The sequence below is a fragment of the Legionella gratiana genome (genome assembly GCF_001467695.1).
Classification (GTDB): domain Bacteria; phylum Pseudomonadota; class Gammaproteobacteria; order Legionellales; family Legionellaceae; genus Legionella; species Legionella gratiana.
Map to the genome: position 1 here is coordinate 573,583 of NZ_LNYE01000022.1, position 26,208 is coordinate 599,790.

Consider the following 26,208-nt stretch of genomic DNA (forward strand, 5'->3'; position numbering starts at 1 on the left):
TCATTAAGTTGATATCATTGGATGAATGCAACTAAATGCAGGGAAAAGTTCTTTATGTTATTCAATCAACTTTGTTTCCAAGTAGCCTTAGTCTTGAAAAGTTCCGGTAGATCATGAACGGTCTTTTTTACCGTTTGTTCTAAAGTAAATAATTCTCGCTTTTTTTGATAATAAACACCCAAAGGGACTGGATATGTAGGAAAAGATAAAGAAGCTAATTGCATAGCAGCAATAAAATTACTTGGGTCGTGCTGATAAAGCACCTCATCCGATCGTAAAACACTGACAAATTCATCTCCTTGTCTATGAAGTACTTTCTCCTTTTCTAAACCATATACCAAAGGTTGTCCTTCTTCCAATACTACTGTATTTTCAGCTCTATTATTTTTTATTGCAAACTCATCGAACGCACCATGATTAAAAATATTACAGTCCTGATAAATCTCTACAAAAGAACATCCTTGATGCTCATAGGCCCTCTTTAATATAGAACCTAGCTGATGAGGATCTTTATCCACGGCACGAGCAACAAAACTAGCGCCAGCAGCCAGGGCCAAAGCAAGTGGATTCACTGGATCATTAGTCACCCCTTTAGGAGAAGTTTTAGTTACCTGCCCTTTTTGTGATGTAGGGGAAAATTGGCCTTTAGTTAAACCATAGACTTGATTATTAAATAACAGAATATTCACATTCACGTTACGACGTAAAATATGAATTAAATGGTTACCCCCGATACTCAAAGCATCGCCATCTCCAGTAATTATCCATACACATAAGTCATCGCGCATGGCTTTTAAACCAGTTGCTACTGCTGTAGCCCGACCATGGATGGTATGAAAGCCATAGGTATTCATGTAATAAGGTAATCTACCCGCACAACCGATCCCTGAAATAAAGACATGTTGCTCTGGAGATAAACCTAACTCAGGAAGCATTTTTTGTAATGCCATCAAAATGGCATAATCTCCACAACCAGGACACCAGCGCACCTCGGTTGCATTGGCAAAATCTTCACGCTTCAAATTATTATTCATAATGTGCTTCCGCTTTTAGAGTATTCACTAAATGACTGACAGTAAAAGGTTGACCATTCACTTGGCTAATCACTTGTGCATCAACCAAATAAGTTGCACGAAGAATTTGGCATAAGTGCCCTGAATTTAATTCTGCAACTAAAATTTTACTGTAATTTCTTAATAAATCGCCTAAATCATTGGGCAAAGGATTGAGGTAGCGTAAATGAATAAATGCTATTGCCAATCCTTGTTCTAAGCACTGTAAAACCGTAGATTTTAAGCTACCATAAGTGCTTCCCCAACCAATTAATAAGATTGAAGCATTATCATCTCCTTCAACTACTAAGGGGTTATACTCACGAGCAATCCCATTAATTTTTTGCTGACGTAAATGAACCATTTTCTGATGGTTCTCTGCATCATAGCTTACTCGACCTTCATCTCCTTGCTTTTCTAATCCACCTAATTGATGAATGTAGCCAGGAGTACCGGGTTTATTCCAGCTACGACTTAAAAATTCGTCACGAATAAATGGTTTTGAAAACCGATTAAATTCAATTTGAGGAAGTCTTAATGATTCGATTTCGGGTATTTTCCAAGGTTCAGCAGCATTTGCTAAATAAGCATCAAGCAAAACAATCACTGGGGTCATATATTTAATAGCCAAATAAAATGCTTCCAAAACAGTAGAAAAGCAATCAGCAGCAGATTGAGCTGCCAATACAAGCAGTGGCGCCTCCCCATGACGTCCATATAAAGCTTGTCGTAAATCACTTTGACTCGTTTTTGTGGGCAAACCAGTAGAGACACCAGCACGTTGTACATCAAGTACAACCAAAGGTAATTCAGCTGCTACAGCTAATCCAAGACTTTCACTTTTTAAATCCAGTCCTGGTCCAGAAGTTGTAGTCAACGCCAACCTTCCCCCATACGCAGCTCCAATACAAGAACAAATTGCTGCGATTTCATCCTCTGCTTGCAATAACTGCACTCCAAAATCAGTCAATCGTGCGCATTCATGGAGTATTGCTGAAGAAGGTGTAATTGGATAACCAGACACTAACATAGGTACTTGCGTCGAAGTAGCCAGCGTGGCAAGGGCTAGCCCTACTGCTTCAACACCCGTGATTTGTCGATACTCTCCTGATTCGCGACGTGCTTCACCTAACATATAATCACGACGGCTTAACTCCAAAGTCATGGCATAATTATACCCGGCCAATAAAGCCAACTGATTGGCTTGAGCAATAACTGCGTTAGTTTTAAATTTTTTAGCAATAAATGCTTCACAAACGGTCGTAGGTAAATCAAATAACCACAATACTAACCCTAAAACATAAAAATTCTTAGTTTTTGTGGCTTGAGGCTTCGTCAATTCAAGAGAAGAAACAGCCTGTATTGTTTGTGTAATTAAAGGAAATGAAATAATCTGATAGTGCTCAGAAGAATTTTCAAGAAAACTTTTATCAATACCGGATTTTTGCCAATCTTTTTCCTGATAACTGTCTTCATTGATAATCAGTAAACCGCCTTGATTTAAATGTTGCAAAGAATTTTTCAACGCCGCTGGATTTAAAGCGACCAGTACATCAAGTGATTCGCCTGCTGTAAAAATAGCATGTTCTGCCATTGCTAATTGAAAACCAGAAACTCCAGCTACTGTACCAGCCGGAGCTCTAATTTCTGCGGGAAAATCAGGTAAAGTTCGTACATCACGTCCCGTAAGTGCGGCACTTAGAGTAAGTTGTTCACCAACCAATTGCACTCCATCGCCTGAATCTCCAGTAATCCGAATTACAATCACGTCAGTTGTTGACATAAAGTCTCGCTTCTTGCATTAGTTGGCGCATGTGTCTTACTGCTTCTTTCATTCCACAAAATAAAGCTCTAGCAATAATAGCATGACCGATATTAAGTTCATGCAGCTCTTTTATACCGGCAATAGATTGTACATTATGATAGTTAAGACCATGACCTGCATTGACAATAAGATTTAAGCTGGCTGCATATTCTGCAGCACGCCTAATTCGTTCTAATTCATACTGTTGCTGCTCAGCCCCAGTCGCATCTGCGTAACAACCGGTATGCAATTCAATTACCGGAGCACCTATATCAGCAGCAGCCTTAATCTGTTCCAAATCAGGATCAATAAATAAAGAAACTTCACTACCCATAATTTGCAACCGTCTCACTGCCTGTTCCACAATTTTCTGGTGTGTAATCACATCTAAACCACCTTCTGTGGTTAACTCTTCGCGTTTTTCAGGAACTAAACACGTATGTTCAGGCGAAATTTCTTCTGCAAAATGAAGCATCGCATCAGTAACTGCTAATTCTAGATTCATCCGTGTTTGCAACACTTGTCTAATTAAACGAACATCGCGAGCTTGTATATGCCGCAAGTCTTCTCTCATATGCAAAGTAATTCCATCCGCACCGGCTTCTTCTGCATCGATCGCTGCTTGAACAGGATCAGGATAACGAGTACCACGTGCCTGGCGTACAGTAGCTATATGATCAATATTAACACCCAATAATATCGGTTTATTCATTCCACACCTTACCTATCAAAATTAAGAGTATACGGTCCATCTGGGCTTAAACTCAAGATGAAACATAAGCCAATGGATTAACAATAAGACAATATAATTAAATTAGAGTTATTTGGTTTCCACAAAATACAAAGTGCGTGATTTAATTTCACGTCCTCCTACAAGATGATCTATAGCCTGACGCATGATGATTTTTGCTGATTTAAGATAGGCTGCTTCACTTAAATTATCTTGTGCTAATGCAAGGATATGCCCTCCAGGGATGCCTCTGCTATCAGCAACAAATCCTTCACCTGCAACAAACTGATAATATAAATCAGCAACAATCCAATTTTCGGTTCTTGCTTCCTGAGTTAATGAAAAAGAATAACCACAAGTTCGCAGTAATGTCCACTCAAAACGTCTTAATAAAGCCTCTAGAATCAATTTATCTTTTGCCGAAACAAGGCTATTTAAAGTAAATAAATAAGCATCAAATAATATCAAGTCAGAATAATTAGGACTTAGGGCATAATAGAGAATTTCATTAATGTATAAACCGGCAAAAAGAGCATCACCTGTAAGTTGTAATGTTGATGAAATACTTTCGACCGTTTGTAAGTAATATCGGTCATAACGCTCAGTGATGCTTATCCATAGAGGAGTAAAAGTTTGCAAAAGGGCCTGTTTTTTGGGAGTACGACCTCCTTTATAAAGGCATTGAATCAGTCCAAACTCACGCGTCAAAAAACTGACCCGGGCACTGGTGTCCCCAGACCATTGTTTGTGTAAAACCCATGCCTCTACAGTCCTAGTGGTCATAACCGAGTTGTTTTAAAATACGTTCATCATCGGACCAACCTGACTTCACCTTACACCAGCATTGGAGAAAAACCTTTTTACCTAATAATTTTTCCATATCCATCCTGGCAGTTGTTGCCATTTCTTTTAATTTTTGTCCCTTATCACCAATAATCATGCGCTTATGATTATCTTTATCAACCAATATCAATGCATGAATACGTACAAGAGCGCCTTCATCTTTAAACGATTCAATATCTACAGTAACAGAATAAGGCAACTCTTGCCCACAGAAGCGGAATATTTTTTCACGTAAAAGTTCGGCACATAAAAATTTTGTGGGTCGATCGGTCAATTGATCATCTGGAAACAAATGGGGGCCCTCAGGTAAATAAGTCTGTAACTTTGCCTGTAACTCATCAACCTGCATTCCTGTTTTTGCCGATATAGGAATAATCGCTGCAAACTCATGTTTTGCACTCATTTGCTCCATCCAAGGCAATAATTGCGATTTATCATCAATTTTATCCACTTTATTCACCACTAAAAGGCAAGGTACTTTAGCTTGTTTTACCAAGCTTAGAACATATTCATCTTCTTCTTTCCAATGTGTTCCATCGACTAAAAATGCAATCACGTCTACATCACGTAATACGCTAATTGCTGTTTTATTCATCATGCGATTCATTGCTTTTTTAGTTCCTTGATGAATACCGGGCGTATCCACATAAACAAACTGATAATCTCCTTCAGTACATATACCTAAAATACTGTGCCGAGTTGTTTGTGGCTTTCTTGATGTAATACTTACCTTTTGCTGCAAAATACAATTAAGAAGCGTTGATTTGCCTACGTTAGGCCTACCAACCAAAGCAATGTAACCGCAATAATTAGTCATTAAAATAGATTCCTGTTTATTTTTAAAACATTTTACCAGTGACCCTATAAAATTTCCACTTATACAGTTTTGCTACTTGATATTTCACTAGAAAACCAAGTATCCTGTGCACTATGTGAACAACGGACAGTTCTAATGCCTGATTTTGTAACAACAAACGGTCACACCCAAGTTATTGTTCCCTTAACCATTATGCCTCATCGCCATCAAGCGTTGCCTACTCTAACAGGCAGCCCCTTTAGCTATGAAGCAGGAACCGTATTATACGGCCATTATAATATGGAATACCTTCTCCCTGGAGGAGACCTACTTCGTTTAATCGCCAACCATGATCAAAAAACCGTACAACTCATGTTATTCACACATCAACCGGACTTAATTCAACTTCTTCCAGGTGATCGACCTTCTTCATTAGTAGCAAATGTACTAAGTAAAATTCATCGCTACTGTATACGCTCCGCAAGTTACAACCAACCTCTGACGCCAATACAAGAACAAAAACTGAAACTTGCTAACGAATGCATTGATTCACTAAAAAAATTGCTCAAAAAAGAACGTCGATTAAACAGCCAAGATCATGAAGGTCTTGAAGTATTAAGAAGAAAAGTAATTGAAATTGTAGGAAAGTGCTCGGATCAGAATCGTTTGTTAGCAACATCTCCCTTAATATCTGAGGGATTTTTCGGTAACGTTCTTTATGAGGCTCATAAAACAGCGCAACATTATTCTTTTAACCGCGTCTATTCAGTGTCACGGCAAGATCAAATGGATTTTAGCAAAATAATAAAAGACGCTGAAACGCACCAAGAACCACTTTGCCTTGTTTGGGATAGTGAACTCCACATAGGACATAATAGCAACGATTTGGATGATGCTTTAAGGGTCATTTGTAACTACTATAAGTTGCCTTCTGCAACCAATCTGAGTGATGTTCCCGCGAACAGATTTGCACAACTTTCATTATTTTTCAATAAGTTATGGAATGATGGTCATGATTGGATCAATTACTTGGCCATGGATGCAAAACCAGAACATAAAACAGAAGTACAACAACGCCTAGACGGCGTTACTCTAACTCAAATAACCCCTTATTATCGATTACAAGGTTTTCCACAAAAAGGGTATCCTGATTTAAAAAGCTTAATCACCAAGCTCACAAATATTGCCAGCGAACCAATTCTTGCAAAAAACATTAAAAATGCAAAAAAAACAATCAGCCAATATCCTCAGGGTAGTTGGGCGATTATTCCGGACAAAGAGCTTATCCTCATAAGACTAGAAAACAAAGTAGTACAATTACGCTATTTTGTTCATGATAAGCTTTTCTATCCATTACCAGAAGGACAAGATCTATATATTTTGGGCCAAATCAGCAAAAGTCATCTTTATTTACCTGAGCGGGCAAGTTTAAAACTCAAAGCATTTGTTTCACGTATCCCAGGATTTTTTCATAAATTCTATAAAAGCATGCACCAATTTATTGTTCATGATTTACATGATGATTTTTTCAATCATATTCATGAAACACACATTCAAAATACAGTAAAACAAAATTCAGACAAATCCCAAAAACAACAAATTAAGACAAGAAACTCACTTATTTTAGCCCTTGAAAATAAAGGACTTTTAACGACGGGTCAAACTTTGGAAGAATTTATTCAGGAGCAAATCAGCAAAAGTCCTTATATAATTGCTCGCCCCAATCACCCACCAAGCCCTCAGCCTTATGATAATCCTTTGCATCGAGTTTTAGGGGTGGTACGTCACACTGCTGGCTTTTTTATTGATATCAGTGAACAAAATCCCTTAATCGGCACTTTAGCAATGGCTGCATATGTCTATGGTGGCGGTGCTGTACTCGCTCCTGAACTACTCAAATCAATTTTAACTAAACTTCATTTACACGGTTTAATTGCAGGTATTGAACCCACCCAAAAATTAGCTCGTTGGATGAGCCATGGAACCATTTCTGAAGCCATTTCCGCATCAGCAATCTACTGGCAAACTACAGTAGCCGGAGGCAATCTCGATAAATTTTTTATTGAAGCAATCAATATACTTAAAGAAAATCCTGGAGAAGTGGCGATTATTGCTTCTTTAGCCCTAGGCCTAGGGTATAGTTTGACCAAACTTATACCTTCCTTAGGCGATGAAATGGGCGATTTTCCTTATACTAACTATGCGGCTTTAGGTGGAAAAGGTGGTGCCGCTTTATATGATACTATTATGCATCCAGGAGATGATTGGTTTCTTGGTACCTGTAAATGGGTGTGCAAAGGCTTTCTTACTTTAGGTAAATTATGCATCGCTCCTTTTTTTGAAGGCTATTATTATGGGTTTCATGACGGCTTTCTTAAGGGATGGCAAAAAAACGGAGTTCTGCTTAAGAGCTTAAGCAAACAAATAGTAGCAGCAAGTATTGATTTTGGATTAGCCTTATTGACTATCCCACTACTTGAATTAAGCGCCCTTTTGATTCATGTGCCATTTCGCGGTGTTACTAATTTATTTATAAAGATTCTTGCTATTCTTGGTAATATTAGTGCACTAGGTGAATTATTGATTTCTTTTTCTACAAGAGAGCCATCAGAGAACTTAATTGCTAATTTCAGATTTTCACCACTTTATGGCTTTACCTGGCCCTTTGGACATTTTTCAAATAACCTATTTATCAATATCAGTATTAACATACTCCGTGCGCTCTATTTGCCATCGTTACAATTAATTAAAAACTTAGCCATTTTACCTATTCTTGACTTTATTTCTTTCTCCACTCGATTATTCCTTACCCTTTTAGACCCTTTAACTCGCATAGGTACCTATGCCTTAGGTAGTGTTTTAATTACAATTGGTGAAGCTTGGGATAATTCGTTTGGTATATTATTTGCAGCAAGTGCAAAAAAATTGGCCTCAGCATGTAATTGGATAGATAATAAAGCAAGTACAGTAAAACAAAGGGCATTATCCTTCATAGAAAATCAAAGAGGCCAATTATATCACTGGGCTTTTGCACAAGAAGATCTTAAATTACACGCTACATTGGACGATGCAACCTATTATTCCAGTAATCCTAGGCGTTATGAATTAATTCCTCATTCAAACAGCCACTGCTTATTGCAAGCACTATTAAATAATAGTAATGAAGCGACTTCATCTGCAGAAGAAAATCCGCATGCTCCCTCTCACTCGCAATCTCTATTTGCAGTAAAAAAATCAAGTAAGAAACAAAACATTACTTCCCAAAATGAATCAATTACCTGTAGTATTTAATACGAACCAATTCATGGCTCCCCATAGAGTGCTCCTGTTTTATCGAGCAATATTGTGTATAATTAGATCAATATGATGTATTAGGATAGAGACCTATGACGACAGAACTTTTAGAAATCGCCGCCGAAGCTCCTTTAGAACAGTTTACACCATTGGAATTAGAAGCAATAACTCAAAAATTGGATACTACGATACAATCAAAACTAGATTCCGGTGAACTTCGGTTTTCGTCACCAAAAGGTGATGTTGATCCTAATTCATCGACTCTTGATATAAGTAGATTTGGGTCACTGGGTCTACAAGGTCCTGATGATCTTAGGCAGTTTTTATTAACGGAAGCCGGAGAAACAGTAATTCATGAAATTGCTAAGGAGGTAACTCTTGAACGAGCTCAAGAAGAAGAGCGTCAATTTGAAATTCAACAACAGATTTTGGAAGAGGAGCGAATAAAGGCTTTACTTTTTCATTTGTTACTCGATGAAGAAGAAGAGGCTAAAAAAATACAAGAGGAATTAATCGCGGAACAACAAGAACATGTTCTTAATAAAGATGAACACCACGCTCCACAGAGTTCGCCTCAACCTAAAAAAGAATCTGATACCCTATTAAAGGCTTATAATGATTCTATAGATAAGTGTACAAAAGAGCAACGCGCCCTTGGTGAACGCATAGCAAAGCTAGAAAAAGAACGCGAATTACTTGAGGAAAAACATGACGCTTATGAAAAGAGCTTTAATGAATTTGATGAAGAGGCTCATGAGTTTGAAAACGGTACTAAAGACATTGATGAGGAAATAGGTAACCTTAAACAAGAAATGGACGAGATCGCCAAAACAATGAGTGTCACTGGTGACGAAAAAGAGATGCGCCGACTTGGAAATAAACTAAACACTAAAGACTTTAAAATATCAAATCTGGAGAATATACGCGCTGTATTAAAAGGTGAGAAACGATTTGCTGATGCTGATGGAAATTTTGAAAAAGATGGAAAACCCATCGCCTTCAAAGATGCTGCTTTTGTTCTCTCTCATGATCAAGAAATTAAAAAGGATGAAATAACCGGTAAATATTGTCTTCTGGAAAAAGGTCAGACATTGGAGAAAATGACTGATCAAGAAAAAGAGATAGCTCAAAAGAACTATGAGCATTCCAAAAAAGATCTCCAACTTGTGAAACATACCGCTAAAGATATTAAAAAAGAGGAATTGCATTCAAACGCAATGCAACTTGCAAAACATAAAGCAGAACACCGAATGCTTCAAAACCATATCAACCGAATGCATGCAGCTCGAGCAAATGCACAGATGGCGTTACAGAAAAATCCTCGTTTAGGCGTACCTCAATCCAGCATGACTCCAAAGAGCACATTATCAATTTCGTCACCATCAACAGCACCCTCTGTACCTAAACCCTCAGTACAAGAGGTTTTTGGCAATTTTGTACAGAACACTCCGAAACCTATGACCTGGGGCATGTTATTTAAATTCGTAGAAGAAATTCCCAATCCAAAAGCAAAAAATGAAGCAAATAAGGTTTTAACTAAGGAGGGTAAAAAAGAGGTGGAAGAAAATCCTAAATATGCGAAACAAAAAGATCGCTTAGAGGATATTTTGAAACATCCAGAAAAATTTAAAACCTGGCTCACAAACACTTTAAGTGCGGCTCCTGTTCCTGATGCAACAATGCAAAATATATTGAAAAATATGGCTAGATACTCACAAGACCCATATGATCCGGACACATCAATAGAAAAAAGTCCATTACAATTGGAAAAAGAACCACAACAGCAACCCTCTCCGATGAGCAGTAAATTATAATAGTTATTCTTCAAAATTATCCCCGTGATCCCTAACATACAAAGCGGGATCACAAAACTGATGAATAAATAATACAATTTATTTGGCTAAGAACAGCTAATATACTTGCCATTATAAGCTAACTCTTCTAACATTGAGCTTTGTGTCTAAACCAAATATGAACTATTGTTTACTAAAAAATATTATTATCGGCGGAACTCACCATGATATTAGATAAATTACTGGGCAATCAATCTGTAATCATATCACTAGATGTAGACAATTTTTTATTTGAACGCTTAGAACAAATTCGAGAAACGGGGTTTAGTTTAGTAGAAATTAACTCAACAGATCAAAAATTATTGGAACAAGCAATCAAACATGTTCCATCAATTAGAATTGGCGCTGGTACTATTATTGATACACAACAACTGGAAAACTGTTATCAAGCAGGTGTACACTTTGCTACCAGTCCTGGCTATTTACCAGCAATAGCACAAACGGCAAATGTCTATTCAATGAATTACTTGCCCGGCGTGGCAACAATTTCCGAAGCAATGGCGGCTATGAGCCTTGGCTACATGCATGTTCGCCCATTTCCAGCTGATCTGACTTTTTGCACACTATTAAATAAATGTCTTCCTAACTTAAGATTATTCCCTGCCGAAATTGAATGGGAAGAAGCGGAACATTTCTTAAACTTACCTGCCGTAGCAGCAGTGAGTATCCATAATCCTGATGCAAAACAACTAAATGCACTTACAACAAGCATTTTGGAATAGGATTTGAATAAAAATAGAACTTAACAAATTGAGCATGCATAGGAGCAAGAATGCATATTTGCTCTTGAAATCATGAAATCCTAAGATTATTACAGTTGAAATAACCATGATGATCTTATATTGTTGCTCCTGAAACTAACATGAATTAGGGAATTTTCATGAAAAACCATTCCGGAGTATTTAAGTTAAGTGACTATCAGGTTCTTGATTATTTAGTAAAACATGTTGATTTAGAAATTGATCTTTCTAAAAAACCGGTGCAATCAAAAGCTTGTTTAACTATCGAACCGAATCCAAAATCACCATCTTACTCCGTTGATTTAGAATTAGATGGTGAGAACATGAATTTAGAATCCATTTCTCTTAACGGAAAAACACTCACTTCTGGAGAATATGAACTCACCAAGGACTCTTTAATTATCAAAAATGTTCCTCAAGGCAAAGCATTTAGACTTGAAACAACCACTCGTTTGGGTGAAAACACTGATTTGTTCGGATTGTATGAAACAGAAGGAACTATTCTTGTTAAAGCTGAAACTGAAGGCCTAAGACGCGTTTTATATTGCCACGATCGCCCCGATAACTTAGCCACATATAAAACAACCATTATCGCTAGAAAGGCAGATTATCCAATATTACTCTCGAATGGAACATTAATCGAGCAAAAAGACTTAAATAATGAGCTTCATTCAGTAACTTGGATAGATAAGGTTCCTAAACCCAGTTATCTTTTCGCTTTAGTTGCTGGCAAACTGCAAAAATCGGTAACTTATTTTAAAACTCGTTCTAATCGCGAGCTCCCTATTGAATTTTACGTGCCCCCTGAAGCCACTGCAAAGTGTGACTTTGCTAAAGAGACATTAGCAGAAGCCATGCGCTGGGAAGAACGCTTTTTTAATTTAGAATGTGATTTACCGCAACATATGGTTGCTGGTGTTGATAAATATGCTTCCGGAGCGTCTGAGCCTACTGGATTAAATCTGTTTAATACCGCAAATTTATTTGCAACTCCAGAAACACGTACTGATAATGATATTTTGCGCGTATTAGAGGTTGTGGCCCATGAATATTTTCATTATTGGTCTGGAGATCGCGTTACAATTCGTGACTGGTTTAATTTACCTTTTAAGGAAGGGCTAACTACATTTAGAGCAGCTATGTTTCGGGAGCATTTGTTTGGTACTGATTTAATTCGTATCTTAGACGGCAAAAATCTTGACGAACGCGCCCCCCGTCAAGACATCTATACAAATGTGAGAAGCCTCTATACACCCGCTGCTTATGAAAAAAGTGCTGATATTTTTCGCATGATAATGCTTTTTTTAGGAGAAAAAGATTTTTATGCCGGCATGACCCAATTTTTAAAAGAGAATGATGGCGGTGCAGTTACCTTAGAAAATGTATTCGATTCATTAAGGATATTCACTGGAAAAGACACTCATCCCTTTTTAAAATGGTTTACTGAGTCAGGTATTCCACAAGTAGCGGTTACTGACGAATATAATGCGGAAACAAAACAATATACTTTAAAATTTAAAACTAAAGAAAGTAAAGAAAGACCGATACCTATTGTTGTAGGTTTACTCAACAACAAGGGCGAAGAAGTGCTAAGCAATACGCTAATTATGGTGGATAAACCCGAAATAGAGTTTCATTTTGAAAATATTGATTCTCACCCTGTTCCATCTTTATTGCGCAGTTTTTCAGCCCCTGTTTCTCTTGAATTTATCTACAGTAATGAGCAATTATTGTTACTAATGCAACAAGATACAAATATCTATAATCGCTGTGAAGCAGCAAAAAAATTAATCATACGAATGGTGAGTGATTTTTGTTTGGGTAATTCAATTGTATTTGATCCTCAATTTTTTAACGTATATAGAAACTTGCTCAGTGAGCTCAATAACTCTTTAAATTATTGGTTACTTGCTGAACTCATAGCCATACCATCAGAAGAACTTTTATTTGCTGAATTGCAAAATCAGGATTTCGAAAAAATCACGCAAGCACGTCAATTAATACAAACCCAACTTGCAACAGAATTAAAAGAAGATTTATTGTGCGTGCAAAAAAATCTGGACAAGTTGCCTATACCCAAAAACTCCCCTTTTAAGTCATTCGATATTTACTCTGCAGGCTTACGCCATTTAAAGCATGTTTGTCATGATTACCTGCTTTCTGTACAACCAGAAAAAACGGAGCAAGAATTAATTGAGCAATATAATAGTTCATTAGGTAAAAATATGACCGACTGTATGTCTGCATTAAATTTATTGCTTCAGCATAACAGCAGTCAATCAGACGCGCTGCTTGGAAGCTATTATCACTATTGGCAAAATGATGTAAGTGCGGTTAACTATTGGTTTAATGTTCAAGCAGCAGCACATACAAAAAATGTAGTAGAGCATGTTGTTCAATTGATGTTACATCCTGCTTTTGACTTATCCAATCCTAATAAAGTTAATGCCTTATTAGGTACGTTTATTAAAAATCCTTATGGTTTTCATGCTTCGTCAGGTAAAGGGTACCAATTAATCATCGATGCTATTTTGAATTTAGAAAAAATAAATCCCACATTAGCTGCTAATCTGACAGAGAAATTTAATAGTTGGGATAAGTATGATGAAAAACGACAAAAATTAATGTTCAGTCAATTAGAATTCCTGAGTGCTCATTCTGTAACTGCTGATGTGAGAAACATGGCAAAAAAGGGGTTAGACAAGAAAGGTAAACTTGATCCCCCACTTCCCCTGAAGCAATTTTTTTTTAGCCCCTCTTCTTTAGTTGACTTGCATATCGAGGAAGAAGAAAGTAGCTATTCGTATCATTAAAACATCCTATCAGGTAGTTCAAGTACACTACAAGGGTGGTATTTGACACATTTTAGTGTATTTTTAAATAATGCCATTCCTTTTAGTAACCGTCTCACTTTAAAATACAAGTTTCTATACATACTTGTACTTCTTAGACTCATCTTAAAAGAACTTACCTCTAGGAATGGAATTAGGAGCTTGTAAGAGAATTGCATGCTACTCATGATCAGCGTGCACTACGAAAATACCTGGTGCATTGCGAAGATATTCATTGTAATCCATCCCATAACCAAATATATAATGATCTTCAACTTCTAAACCAACAAAATCTGCCTTTGGCAACCCATTTGCTACACGCTTACGATATTTATCCACTAAAACAGCGCTGTATACTTTTGCTGCACCTAAAGCTTTTATTTCAGAAATAATCGTTGCCAAAGTAACTCCACCATCAAGGATATCATCAACAACAAGCACTGTGCGTCCTTTCAAATTCTCTGATGGCTTCACTTTCCAAACAATTTCATTACCAATTAGCCCCCCTCTATAACGAGTCGCATGTACATAATCTACTTCTAAAGGAAAATCTAAACGTGGCAATAAATTACCTAAAAGAACTAAACCTCCTACCATAACACAAACAAGTACTGGATTTTCAGCTTGCAATTCTTTGTGAATATTAATCGCCATTCGATCAAGCGCCGCCTCAACTTCATTTGTAGTATACAAACAAGTTGATCGCTCATAAACATCTTTTATTTTATCTGGAATAGTCATTGTAAATCCTCTAGGCAAAATTGGTTTTAGCTAAATATTTAATCTTTTATTTTCCCTGTTCCTGGAAAAGGGCTAACTTTGTTGCCATAGCCTGGATTATCTTTGACTTTGGCGGTTCCTTGTTTTGTCACTTCATCGATACGGTAAATTGAATGCATGGGAATAAATGTTCGTTTTACACCATTAAATTCAATTTTTAATCGCTCTTCAGAGGGATCAACAACCAATGAAGTTTGCTCACCGAATACTAGTTCTTCCACTTCGAGAAACCCAAACATATCACTTTCTTTTACAGATCGAGCATAAATTTCATAAATTGCTTCTTGATTAGCAAAAGTGATTCTGAATATTGTTTTCTTATTCATAAAATTAACCCTAGCTTATGAGAATGCGAAGTATACAAAAACACAGGTGCTCTGTTCAAATTAAATTAATGTGAGTTTCGGATAAAGAGTTCGGCTCATTATCACGAACTTCTGGGCTGAGAAGGTATTTATGCGTCTCGAAGCCTTGTAAGGGATTTAATGTTTTGAGCCGATGCTTAAGCATCTCCTCAGCCCGAACGGACCTAGATATCGACTAGATTTTATATAACCCTTATCCGAAACTCACGGTAATTTAGTTCAGGACAAAACTACTTTCTTTGTAATATGTATAGTAACTCGCTTTTCATTACATAAAAACCTCAATAAGCAGTTAAATCGATTACAAGTTATATGGGTTGTAATGGAGCTTCGTAGTCTTTTATTGGCTTATTTATTGATTTTATATGTAAAGAAGGTTCGATAAGTTGATATTTTTGCGCAATATAACAATAAAATCCTGATGGAAACGGCCAAAGCATTTTACCTATTTCATCTAAAAAAGTAAGTTTTTTAATAAGAGCAAGCTTACTTACTGGAGGAATATAGCAAAAATTACTTAGAGAGTGTTGTCTGTACCCTCTTTGCAGAAAAATTCTATTAAGATTAAAGGGAGTACGCATTTTAACTTTAGGATCACTATAACAATGAAGTAATCCCATTTTCATTGCTCCGCCCCATAAGCTCCAAGGATTAATACCTACTAAAACAAGAAAACCCATAGGACTAAGTACACGATCAATTTCATCGATGAGGCTAAAACTACTTCCGAAAGGCTCTAATGTAAGTGGAGCAATAATGCAATCTATACTACTACGATCCAAAGGCAGTTGATTTAGAGCACATTCTATTTGGCTTTTTTTGTTAGGCAAATAAAATGGAGAAGCTATCCATTTGTGAGTGTAATTAAATTTTTTTAACCAGGGATTATCACCACAATTTCCTAATTGTAATAATATCTCACCGTATGAATACTCCTTTTCAGAATCCAGATTAACTAAAAGCTCATGGGCAGTAAAATTCCCCAAAGGAGAATAAAACCATCTATTCAGGGCGCGATATTGTTTTATTTGACGATCAATCAACAAAATAATGCCTTTTAAAATAGTTAATCCTGAATTAAACTACAATACAACGAGTTTCAGGTGCATACAATCAATTTTATTTATTGAACGAAACACATTTCTTCGCACTCTTTTCTCTCAGAAAAATGTAAATCATCTAATCTCGATGAAGCTCGTGCTTTTATTAATTGCATTGACTATATTTAATATTATTATAAAGCTAATTGGAATTTATGTTAGGAAGCGATGAATTTAAATTATATGGTATAGGACAGCTGTTTGTCCTTGAGAAGCTTTTAGAAAAGTCTAAGGCCATAGAGCTTTATAAGTTAGCCGATGCTGAAAAAATTTCTTTAGTTCAATATCTAGTTAAAAACAATATATTATCTGCTACTCAAATTGCAATCACTGCATCACAAAATTTTGGCGTTCCTATGCTGGATCTCGATTGTATTGATGTAGAAACTCTTCCTATAAGCTTAGTCAATGAGAACTTAATTCGTCAGCACTCAATGCTTCCCTTATTTTGTCGAGGAAATCATTTATACTTAGCTACCGATGATCCAAGCAAACAAACGTCACTAAAAGAGATACAATTTCAAACTGGACTTAATACATATGCAATCGTTGTGGAAGCAGATAAGCTCAATGCTTTAATTGATCATTTGCTTACCACTAAAGAAAACGAATGTTTATCTGAGTTTGTTGGCGATACCAATGATATCGAGGGACTCATTATTAATGAGGAAGAGGAACATGATATCAATACAGTCGTATCGATAACAGATGACGCTCCTATTGTTAAATTTGTCAATAAGATTCTTCTTGACGCTATTAAACAAGGGGCTTCCGATATTCATTTTGAACCCTATGATAAAGAATACCGTATACGATACCGACAAGATGGAATTTTACATGAAATAGCAACTCCACCAGCACGATTAGCAGCTCGAATTACTGCTCGCATCAAAATTATGTCTTGTTTGGACATTTCAGAAAGAAGAATTCCACAAGACGGTGGTTTTAAAATGAAAATATCTAAAACAAGAACCATTGATTTTCGTGTCAGCACCTGCCCTACAATTGCTGGTGAAAAAGTTGTAACACGTATTCTTGATCCCGGATCCGTCAAATTAGGTATAGAAGCTTTAGGATTTAACGCTCTTCAAAAAGATCATTTTATCCATTCAATTCAACGTCCTCAGGGCATGATCTTGGTTACTGGACCTACAGGGAGTGGCAAAACCATTACGCTGTATTCTGCATTAAACCTACTTAATACTAAGGAAGTGAATATCTCCACTACTGAAGATCCTGTAGAAATTAAAATGCCTGGTATTAATCAAGTTAATATTAATCCTAAAGCAGGATTAACATTTTCTAACACTCTACGTTCGTTTTTACGTCAAGACCCTGACATTATCATGGTTGGAGAGATACGTGATTTGGAAACAGCAGAAATAGCAGTTAAAGCGTCACAAACTGGACATTTAGTTCTTTCGACCTTACATACGAACAGTGCTGCTGAAACATTGAATCGTTTAGTGAATATGGGAATTCCAACATTTAATATAGCCAGTTCAGTGACACTTATTATTGCGCAACGCCTGGCTCGAAAATTATGTGAGCATTGTAAAACTTTAAGAGATGACTTCACTATACCTGGATTACTCGAGTTAGGCTTTACAGAAACGGATGTGCAAGAGATAAAGTTATTCAAAGCAGTAGGTTGTAATAAATGTACTAGTGGATACCGAGGAAGAATTGGTTTATTTGAAGTATTACCTATGACTAAAACCATAGGTCAGTTGATCATGTCAGAGGGAAATTCTCTCGATATTCTAAGAGCAGCGCAAGAAGAAGGTATGCTAACCATCTATCAATCTGGACTTGAGAAGATCAAACAAGGTATTACAACTATAGAGGAGGTCAATCGGGTAACCGTTGATTAACTATATAAAAAAAATGAAAAAAAATGCAAATACTACGTTAACTTTTCATTATATAGGAATTAATAAAGCCTCTCAAAAAGTCAATGGGGATATTGAAGCTAGAAGTCTTGCTTTAGCTAAAGTAGAACTACATAGGCAAGGGATTATTATTAGTAAAATTGTCAAAAAACGAACGCCCTTCCTTAAGCAAAAAAGCAAAAAAATCAAATCCGCAGACATCACTGTGCTCAGTCGTCAATTAGCTACAATGATTGAATCAGGCATACCTTTAGTTCAAACTTTTGATATTGTAGCAAAAGGACAAACCAACAAACGCCTCAAAGAGTTAATTGAAAACATGAAACACGATGTAGAAACTGGATTAACACTTTCTGAAGCCTTAAAAAAACATCCGGCTCATTTTAATGATTTATTTTGCAATTTAGTCGATGCAGGGGAAAAATCAGGTTCCCTCGATATTATGTTGAATAAAATAGCCATTTATAAAGAAAAAATAGAAACCATAAAAAAGAAAATCAAAAAAGCATTAACCTATCCAATCGCAGTGATCATTGTAGCGCTTATCGTTACTTCTGGCTTACTGATTTTTGTTGTACCTCAATTTGAATCCTTATTTAAAGGTTTTGGTGCAGATTTACCTATGATGACGAAAACTGTAGTAAATCTCTCTAATTTTTTCCAATCCTATTGGTATCTCATTTTTGGATCATTAACTGGTAGTGTTTATGCTTTTATTTATGCAGTAAAACACTCGCCACAATTTGCTCAAAATGTAGATAGGACTCTATTAAAAATACCTGTAATCGGACCCATTATCGAAAAAGCTGCAATTGCTCGCTTTGCAAGAACATTGTCAATTACTTTCGCTGCAGGATTGCCGCTAGTTGAAGCACTTAAATCAGTTGCAGGTGCAACAGGAAATATTATTTTTGCTAAAGCAACCGATAAAATCAGGGAAGAAGTCTCAACTGGACAACAAATAAATAAAGCGATGGCAAACACTCAATTATTTCCAAATATGGTCATTCAGATGGTTGCTATCGGTGAAGAATCAGGTACATTGGAAAGAATGCTTAGCAAGGTTGCTGATTTTTATGAAGAAGATGTTGATAATGCTGTAGACTCTCTCAGTAGTTTACTAGAACCTATAATTATGACTATTTTGGGCGTCTTAGTGGGAGGGCTTGTAGTTGCAATGTATTTGCCAATTTTCAAATTAGGGGCTGCAATATAAAAACTTCTCAGTAATATAATAACGAGGCTGCTGAGAAATAAAACTATGGGATTTCAGTGTCACTTTTCTGGCGATCTCTGCACGTATCAGTTCAGAGGGGTTATTCTTGCCTCTTGGTGAACATCTTTTCGCGGAACACAGGCTTAATTTAGATAGGACTATTCAATGGTATATGATTTAATCACTCATACATGGTTGATGTATCTTTTAATCGCCTTACTGTCACTTGCTGTAGGAAGCTTGCTTAACGTGATTATCTACCGCTTGCCTATAATGCTCGAGAGAGAATGGATGCAACAATATAATGAATTAATGGGTGTTGAGGAAGACCACCAAGAGAAGATTAATTTATTTCTCCCTAGATCATTTTGTCCTTCATGTAAGACAATGATTAAAGCATGGCAAAATATCCCCATTTTAAGTTATATTTTTTTACGTGGGCGTTGCTATCAATGCAAAAGCAGTATTCCAATGCGTTACCCTTTAATTGAATTATTTACTATGCTTCTCTCCATATATGCAAGTTGGCATTTCGGTTTTACATTACAATTACTTTTTGCATTAATAGCCATTTGGATTTTAATTTGTTTAATTTTTATCGACTTAGATCATCAAATATTACCCGATTGTCTTACATTAAGTTTATTGTGGTTAGGACTAATTGCCAATACTGAACATTTATTTACTCCTCTGCCTCAAGCAGTACTGAGTGCAGCAATTGCCTATATTGGAATGTGGCTGTTTATAAAACTATTTTATTTATTCACTGGTAAAATAGGCATGGGAAATGGCGATTTTAAATTACTTGCTGCGTTTGGTGCTTGGTTTGGATGGATATTTTTACCTTTAATCCTACTTCTTTCCTCAATTAGTGGTACAATTATTGGCCTGTTGTATTTGTATTTAAAAGATAAAACCAAGGAAACACCCATCCCTTTTGGTCCTTTTTTATGTATCAGTGGGCTAATATGTTTATTTTGGGGACAAAATATAGTGAGTTGGTACTTACATTTTTGGATGTAAGATAACTGAGAGAATTCATTAATGCCTTATCAAATTATTCTGTTTGATTTAGACGATACTTTAATTGATTTTGCTCATTCTGAACGAATGGGATTAATGAGTATTTACAAGCAATTTTATGCAACTATGGAATACGCCATTTTTGAACATTTATATAAGGAAATCAATACTCAACTGTGGAAACAAGTTGGTAGCTCGCTGAGCTCTAGCGAAGTCCGATTGTTGCGTTTTGCACACTTGAACCAAAAACTCTCATGCGCCACGCCTATCGAAAAAATAGCAAGTGAATACGAAAGAAATCTTTGCGCCCATGTATATTGGCTTCCACATGTTAAAGAAGCTATTGAGTTTTTGCATCAAAAAGGGCATTTTTTAGGGATTATTACAAATGGCTTTACCGAAACACAAGCACCAAAGCAACAACAACTTGAATTATATAATTGGTTTGATTGTTATATTATTTCTAGCGAAATGGGTGTTGCTAAGCCTAATATAAAAATTTTTGAAATTGCCGTAGCAGAAATTATTAAAAAGCGACAGCATTCCATTGAAAAGCATTCCATGTTAATGGTTGGTGATTCAATTATAAGTGATGGCTATGGAGCAAAAAATTTCGGAATTGATTTCTGTTTTATCAATAATCATTCATTAGATGCTTTGCCTCCAGAACCACCTATTAAATATAATATTAGTTCTGTTGCACATTTACCAATTTGTATGGGCTATAAAGCTGAATATGAGATTTTTTTAAGCGCTTATAAAAAACCGATAATGGCATGATCCATGAAGCCTAAAAAACAAACTTTTAGAGGATTAATATGGATATTAATTTAACAGTTTTTGCTGCACCTATTTTCTTAATTTTAATTGGTGTTGAATTGTTCTTTGCTTATTACAAAAAAACAAACGCCTTTCAATTCAATGATTCTATAAATAACCTAAGCAGCGGTATTTTGGAAGAGATTGCATCATTACCAGTCAGAGGGTTAATTATTTTTAGTTACTATTATTTATACGAACACCATGCCTATTTCCATATTAGTTCCGACTCCATTATCGCTTGGTTTATACTCTGGCTTGGTGTTGATTTCTGTTATTATTGGTTTCATCGCACAAGCCATCGTTGTACTTTTTTTTGGATAGGTCATTCAGTCCATCACCAAAGTGAATATTACAATTTAACAGTTGCATTACGTCAGGGTTATTTCCAGACATTGACCTCTTGGGTTTTTTATCTACCTTTGGCCTTAATTGGTTTTCCCACCTCGATGTTTGTTACCGTAGCTTCCTTAAATACTATTTATCAATTTTGGATTCATACTCAATCCATAAAAAAAATGGGATGGTTTGAAACAATATTTAATACCCCTTCTCACCATCGAGTACATCATGGTATAAACCCACAATATATAGATAAAAATTATGCGGGAAGTTTGATTATTTGGGATAAGATGTTTGGAACCTTCGAACCTGAAAATACTCCTGCTGAATATGGTGTTACTGAGCCTTTAGATTCATGGAATCCTTTTTATGCCAATGTCAAAGTCATCAACGATGTTTTATATTACGGTAGGGGCTTAAAAAATAAACTGGATATCACTCGCGCCTTTTTTATGCCCCCGGAGTGGATTCTTAATCGCTTAAAACATCAACAATCCACCGTTTCAAAAAAAATAATCGTTCAAAAAAGTAACCAATCTCCTCGATTATACATGCTTTTAAACATTGCATTTGCGATTATTTTATATGGATATTTATCTTTTATTTTTAATCCACATTCAACCATCTCATGGTTAATTGGATTATTAATCTTATCTACCCTTTACGAACTTGGAGCGATAGCTAATGGTAAACAGATCATTATCGTACAGTGTTTACGAGCCCTACTCGTCTTTTTTATTCTAATCTTGACCAAGAACAGTCTATTTATTTCATTAGGATTAGGCATATTATTTTTCTTAATCAATCAGCTATTATCTTCCATAATCTCTTTGAACTATAAATTCCAGCAATTAAATTAAATATTACTCCTAATTTCTGATCAATCAAACACTAGAACTAAGTATTATTTCAGCATATTTTTCAGGAGCTGATTTTTCATCCAAACCCAACTCCTCTTTTAAGAGTGACCGTTGCCGAATTCCAGAAAATTTTAGGAACACACCTCAACTCAATATCCACTTAAATTAACGTGAGTTATTTAACTTCCCAGCTCACTTCCAATCCTTAAGTTTATACGAGTGGATTTTTAGGCACTGCTGGCGGTGGTGGTGACGGAGAAAAGAAATAGACCATAAGTAATATCAAAAAAACAATCGAAGAGATATAAAAAACCATTTTTGCATGACGTATTGCTGTTGGATCTGTTCCTTTATATCCCAAATATCCTGAAACAATAGCTATAACTAAAAAAATAAAAATTCCTGTTAACATTTCATCGTTCCTTTTTCTCAGAATTTAAGGTAACCCTTTGCTTTATTTAACAAGTATTCCTTTTTAATATAGTTGATTTTTAGGAAATTTCTATTCATAAATCCTGATGCCAAATGAGCTCCCATATGATTCTTCTGCCCATTATGGTTTTATATACTATACTTAAAATAGTGATGAGATTATTTCTTTATCGTTCTTCCGCAATCAATTGCGGTTTAAAATTAGAAGCACTTAACCCAAGATGTGCGTATAACATAAAACTAAAACAACGATTACTTTGGGGAGATCTTATGAGAGTTGGAGAATACTGTAACAGGGATGTAGTGGTAATCAATTGCAATGAATCGGTCAAGAACGCTGCTGAACTCATGCGCCACTACCATGTAGGTGATTTAGTTTTACTCGAAAAACAAAATAACCTAAAAATACCAATCGGTATCGTCACTGATCGTGATTTAGTCATCGAAGTCATGGCGGCCGGTGTATCCCCCGAATCGCTCCTCATTCGAGATATTGTTACTGAACCTTTTAACAGTGTATTTGAAAACGACAGCTTATTCGATGCCTTAGAAATAATGCATTCAAAAAAAATACGTCGTCTCCCTGTTATTAACAATGACAAAGCACTGGTAGGAATTATTACTCTGGATGATTTTATTGAAATTCTAGCTGAAACCACAGCTAAAGCAGTTGATGTAATTAAATTTCAACAACAAAAAGAAGCAAAACAAAGAAACTAGTTTAACAAATGACATACATCATGATTTGTATGTGAGATAAGGAGTTATATAAATGAACAATTCAGTACATTTTCCTATACAAATAATATTTAATAATTTGAAGCCTTCTACAGCCATTGAAAATTGTGCCTATAAACACGCCCAAAAATTAGGAAAATACTTTGACCGTATTTTGAGTTGCAAAGTAAGTATTGAAACACATCATCACCATAATAAAGGAAAAATCTATCACATTCGTGTCGATCTTATTGTACCGGGTGCAGAATTAGTAGCTAACCGTGATCTCCCCGAAAATCACGCACATGAAGATGTTTATGTTGCGATAAGAGATGCCTTTCTTGCTATGACACGTCAACTAAAAAAATATATTCATAAACAACGAGGAGAAGTAAAATACCATGAAACTCCCCCTGAAGGCCGTATTCGCGAAATTGCTCCTATAGCGGATTATGGATTTATTGAAACCATTGATGGCAGAAGGCTTCGCTTTACCAGCAAAAGCGTAATCGATTATGATTTCGATAAATTAGAAGTAGGTTTGCGAGTATCCTTTATTGAAGCAATGAGTAATGATGGTCCTGCAGCAAGCACTGTCTACGTTAAGTAACGTGAGTTCGACATAAAAGGCATAGACATGCCCTTTATGTCGCTAACACTTCAAAACTATTACCATTCACTTTCTAACAAAATTTCCCTTTGAATTTTTACATTAAACTTACAATAAAAATCAAAAATAAACGGCGAACTTTAGATTAGGGAAATAGATAATGATATGATTGCTCCATTTTAAATCCCAATTAGGTTTCTTCATGGATAAAAATTTTGGTGCCATTTATGTAACTAAACCTGAATTTCTTTCGATACTTTGTGAAGAATTAAATGATGTTTTACTTGTTACTGAAGATCTCGTTTTTTCCTCTCAAAAAAAACTTAATATTTGCTTCGCGCAAGATATTTGGTTAGAACCAGAAATTGCAACATTTCAATCTATTTCAGAAGCAGCAAAAATACTTCGCCAAGCTGGAAAACTTTGGTATTTACACCCTATTTCTCATATACGACGCTCACGGTTAATTGAAAAACAATTACGCCAATGCCCACCCCTAGATCGTCATTTTCCTATTGAAGAAAAAATTCCATCCATAGGTGCTTTCAGTTTATTAGATAAAAATACATTAATATATAGTACAAGAAGACTAAAAAAGTGGCCTCAAGGTAAATGCTATTTTATTGAAGATAAAATTAATCCACCTAACCGAGCTTATTTAAAATTATGGGAAGCACTCACTTTATTAGGAAAATCTCCAAAACCAGGTGATAACACTTTAGACTTGGGTGCTTCCCCTGGGGGATGGACTTATGTCATGCAATCCTTAGGCACCACAGTGACTGCTGTAGATAAAGCACCTCTTGATCCTAAAATTGCACAATTACCACGTGTTAACTATTTACAACAAAGTGCTTTTGCCATAGAACCAATGCAATTAGAGCAAAATTATGATTGGGTCTTGTCAGACGTAGCTTGTTACCCAGATCGCGCTTATGCACTTATTATGAAATGGATAGAGTCAGGAAAAGCAAAACAAATGATTTTTACTATAAAATTACAAGGAAAAATAAATCCATCCACAATCCAAGAGTTTCAATCGATACCCAACTCCTATATCACCAACATGTTTTATAATAAACATGAAGCTACTTTTTTTTATCCTTTTCAGTCAATATGAACTTTTGAACTTCTAAAACATCAGCTGAATCAAACAAATTTCGTTTTAGGCTGTAGTAACCTAGTCCTTACCAATTTCCTCAATAGCTTTTAATGAATCAGGAGAAAGCTCGAATGAGTCTAAATCTAAATCTTCACGCATGTGCAATTGGGAACTTGTACCAGTGAGTGGCAGAATTTTTAGTTGCAGAGCAAATCGAAAAATAATTTGTGCTCTTGTTTTTTGATATTGTTGAGCAAGCTTTTGCATTGTATCCGTGAACAAATAAGACTGATTTGCTGTAAGTAAGGAAAATGCTTGATAAATTATCCCATGCTTTTCGCAAAACAAACGAATGGATAAATCCCATTGAGTATTGGCAAAGCATCGATTTTGTACAAATGAAGGTTTAACAGCAGCATACTTATAGAGCGCTTCAAGTTGTGCCAAATTAACATTCGAAATACCTAATAACCTAACTTTCCCTTGATGGAATAAATCCTCCATAGCAGACCAAATCTCTAAATCATCTTGGACAAGCTCTGAATAATAAGATGGGCCATGAAGAATATAAGAATCTATATAATCGGTCTGCAAATGTTTTAGCGAACTTGTAATCGATTGATTAACTTGGTTTTTATAGGAATCCCTTTCATCATATGGCTTACGATGATCTTGACTGGATGCTTGAGTAAATTTTGTTTGTAAAAAAAGTTCCGTGCGCTTTTTTCCACTGATTTTTAAAAATTGTTGAATTCCAAGCCCTACCCCTTCTTCAAAGTAATGCTTGCGTTGGTTTGCAGTATCAATTCCAGTAAATCCATTTTGTAATGCTTGATAGGTAAGTTCTTGAGTGCGCTCTTCTTTCCAAGCAGTTCCATATAAAAATGGAGGAATAATAGTATTGTGCAATGAGTGTTCCCAGGATTCAAGCAGCATGATTTTTACCTTTGTAATTGATAATAAGTAATATCCTTTATAGTATTCTTTAAAGAGAATAAATCAATGAC

At 35.8% G+C, this 26,208-nt stretch carries 22 protein-coding genes; 12 read left to right on the forward strand and 10 right to left on the reverse strand.

The annotated features are described in order from the left end of the window. Nucleotides 1–65: 65 nt before the first annotated feature. The 5 genes from Lgra_RS10285 to era form a co-directional block, all read right to left on the reverse strand. Complete coding sequence (locus Lgra_RS10285; protein ID WP_058499153.1) at nt 66–1,034, reverse strand: 2-oxoacid:ferredoxin oxidoreductase subunit beta; 969 nt, start codon at nt 1,032–1,034, stop codon at nt 66–68. After that, nucleotides 1,027–2,835 carry a 2-oxoacid:acceptor oxidoreductase subunit alpha gene (locus Lgra_RS10290; RefSeq protein ID WP_058499154.1) on the reverse strand — a complete coding sequence of 603 codons (1,809 nt, stop codon included), beginning with the start codon at nt 2,833–2,835 and terminating at the stop codon, nt 1,027–1,029. The genes Lgra_RS10285 and Lgra_RS10290 overlap by 8 nt, the downstream gene beginning before the upstream one ends. Beyond that, complete coding sequence (pdxJ, locus tag Lgra_RS10295) at nt 2,822–3,568, reverse strand: pyridoxine 5'-phosphate synthase (protein ID WP_058499155.1); 747 nt, start codon at nt 3,566–3,568, stop codon at nt 2,822–2,824. The genes Lgra_RS10290 and pdxJ overlap by 14 nt, the downstream gene beginning before the upstream one ends. Nucleotides 3,569–3,676: 108 nt before the next feature. Continuing rightward, nucleotides 3,677–4,369 carry a DNA repair protein RecO gene (gene recO / locus Lgra_RS10300; protein ID WP_058499156.1) on the reverse strand — a complete coding sequence of 231 codons (693 nt, stop codon included), beginning with the start codon at nt 4,367–4,369 and terminating at the stop codon, nt 3,677–3,679. Beyond that, on the reverse strand, nt 4,359–5,246 hold the full coding sequence (gene era, locus Lgra_RS10305; RefSeq protein WP_058499157.1) for a GTPase Era: 888 nt from the start codon (nt 5,244–5,246) through the stop codon (nt 4,359–4,361). Before era ends, recO begins: the two co-directional genes overlap by 11 nt. Nucleotides 5,247–5,381: 135 nt before the next feature. Here era and Lgra_RS10310 point away from each other — a divergent pair, with 135 nt between their 5' ends. The 4 genes from Lgra_RS10310 (at nt 5,382) to pepN (ending at nt 13,925) form a co-directional block, all read left to right on the forward strand. After that, nucleotides 5,382–8,516: a hypothetical protein gene (locus Lgra_RS10310; protein WP_058499158.1), complete on the forward strand. Its 3,135-nt coding sequence runs from the start codon at nt 5,382–5,384 to the stop codon at nt 8,514–8,516. A 95-nt stretch (nt 8,517–8,611) separates the two neighbouring features. Beyond that, nucleotides 8,612–10,333, forward strand: coding sequence for a hypothetical protein (locus Lgra_RS10315; RefSeq protein WP_058499159.1), 1,722 nt, complete (start codon nt 8,612–8,614; stop codon nt 10,331–10,333). Between the two features lie 203 nt (nt 10,334–10,536). Continuing rightward, complete coding sequence (locus tag Lgra_RS10320) at nt 10,537–11,094, forward strand: bifunctional 4-hydroxy-2-oxoglutarate aldolase/2-dehydro-3-deoxy-phosphogluconate aldolase (protein ID WP_058499160.1); 558 nt, start codon at nt 10,537–10,539, stop codon at nt 11,092–11,094. Nucleotides 11,095–11,252: 158 nt separating this feature from the next. Continuing rightward, the gene (gene pepN, locus Lgra_RS10325) at nt 11,253–13,925 is read left to right on the forward strand and encodes an aminopeptidase N (protein ID WP_058499161.1); all 2,673 of its coding nucleotides are present in this window, start codon (nt 11,253–11,255) and stop codon (nt 13,923–13,925) included. Between the two features lie 198 nt (nt 13,926–14,123). Here the strand turns inward: pepN and Lgra_RS10335 are convergent, their stop codons facing one another. The 3 genes from Lgra_RS10335 to Lgra_RS10345 all read right to left on the reverse strand — a co-directional run bounded on the left by Lgra_RS10335 (nt 14,124) and on the right by Lgra_RS10345 (nt 16,134). Further along, nucleotides 14,124–14,684, reverse strand: coding sequence for a hypoxanthine-guanine phosphoribosyltransferase (locus Lgra_RS10335; RefSeq protein WP_058499163.1), 561 nt, complete (start codon nt 14,682–14,684; stop codon nt 14,124–14,126). A gap of 38 nt (nt 14,685–14,722) precedes the next feature. Next, nucleotides 14,723–15,049 carry a DUF1820 family protein gene (locus Lgra_RS10340; protein WP_058499164.1) on the reverse strand — a complete coding sequence of 109 codons (327 nt, stop codon included), beginning with the start codon at nt 15,047–15,049 and terminating at the stop codon, nt 14,723–14,725. A 347-nt stretch (nt 15,050–15,396) separates the two neighbouring features. After that, complete coding sequence (locus Lgra_RS10345; RefSeq protein WP_058499165.1) at nt 15,397–16,134, reverse strand: methyltransferase domain-containing protein; 738 nt, start codon at nt 16,132–16,134, stop codon at nt 15,397–15,399. A gap of 209 nt (nt 16,135–16,343) precedes the next feature. Here Lgra_RS10345 and pilB point away from each other — a divergent pair, with 209 nt between their 5' ends. The 5 genes from pilB to Lgra_RS10370 all read left to right on the forward strand — a co-directional run bounded on the left by pilB (nt 16,344) and on the right by Lgra_RS10370 (nt 22,340). Further along, a complete protein-coding gene (gene pilB / locus Lgra_RS10350) occupies nt 16,344–18,062 on the forward strand; it encodes a type IV-A pilus assembly ATPase PilB (RefSeq protein ID WP_058499166.1) in 1,719 nt (572 codons plus the stop codon). 13 nt (nt 18,063–18,075) lie between these two features. Further along, complete coding sequence (locus Lgra_RS10355) at nt 18,076–19,296, forward strand: type II secretion system F family protein (RefSeq protein ID WP_058499298.1); 1,221 nt, start codon at nt 18,076–18,078, stop codon at nt 19,294–19,296. 165 nt (nt 19,297–19,461) lie between these two features. Beyond that, nucleotides 19,462–20,319, forward strand: a complete 858-nt coding sequence (locus Lgra_RS10360) for a prepilin peptidase (RefSeq protein ID WP_058499167.1) — start codon at nt 19,462–19,464, stop codon at nt 20,317–20,319. Nucleotides 20,320–20,340: 21 nt separating this feature from the next. After that, a complete protein-coding gene (locus Lgra_RS10365; protein ID WP_058499168.1) occupies nt 20,341–21,099 on the forward strand; it encodes an HAD-IA family hydrolase in 759 nt (252 codons plus the stop codon). A gap of 38 nt (nt 21,100–21,137) precedes the next feature. Further along, complete coding sequence (locus Lgra_RS10370) at nt 21,138–22,340, forward strand: sterol desaturase family protein (protein ID WP_058499169.1); 1,203 nt, start codon at nt 21,138–21,140, stop codon at nt 22,338–22,340. A 211-nt stretch (nt 22,341–22,551) separates the two neighbouring features. On the opposite strand, the gene Lgra_RS10375 is transcribed toward Lgra_RS10370, so the two are convergent. Next, nucleotides 22,552–22,752 carry a DUF1328 family protein gene (locus Lgra_RS10375; protein ID WP_058499170.1) on the reverse strand — a complete coding sequence of 67 codons (201 nt, stop codon included), beginning with the start codon at nt 22,750–22,752 and terminating at the stop codon, nt 22,552–22,554. A gap of 125 nt (nt 22,753–22,877) precedes the next feature. Here Lgra_RS10375 and Lgra_RS10380 point away from each other — a divergent pair, with 125 nt between their 5' ends. From Lgra_RS10380 to Lgra_RS10390, 3 genes are all read left to right on the forward strand, one after another. Continuing rightward, entirely contained in the window at nt 22,878–23,492 is a 615-nt protein-coding gene (locus tag Lgra_RS10380; RefSeq protein WP_238584420.1) for a CBS domain-containing protein, read from the forward strand. 52 nt (nt 23,493–23,544) lie between these two features. Then, nucleotides 23,545–24,099 (forward strand): HPF/RaiA family ribosome-associated protein, encoded by a 555-nt coding sequence (locus Lgra_RS10385; RefSeq protein WP_058499171.1) that lies wholly within the window; start codon nt 23,545–23,547, stop codon nt 24,097–24,099. A 202-nt stretch (nt 24,100–24,301) separates the two neighbouring features. Continuing rightward, the gene (locus tag Lgra_RS10390; RefSeq protein ID WP_058499172.1) at nt 24,302–25,219 is read left to right on the forward strand and encodes an SAM-dependent methyltransferase; all 918 of its coding nucleotides are present in this window, start codon (nt 24,302–24,304) and stop codon (nt 25,217–25,219) included. Between the two features lie 60 nt (nt 25,220–25,279). On the opposite strand, the gene Lgra_RS10395 is transcribed toward Lgra_RS10390, so the two are convergent. Then, nucleotides 25,280–26,137, reverse strand: coding sequence for an aldo/keto reductase family protein (locus tag Lgra_RS10395; RefSeq protein WP_058499173.1), 858 nt, complete (start codon nt 26,135–26,137; stop codon nt 25,280–25,282). Nucleotides 26,138–26,208: the final 71 nt, after the last annotated feature.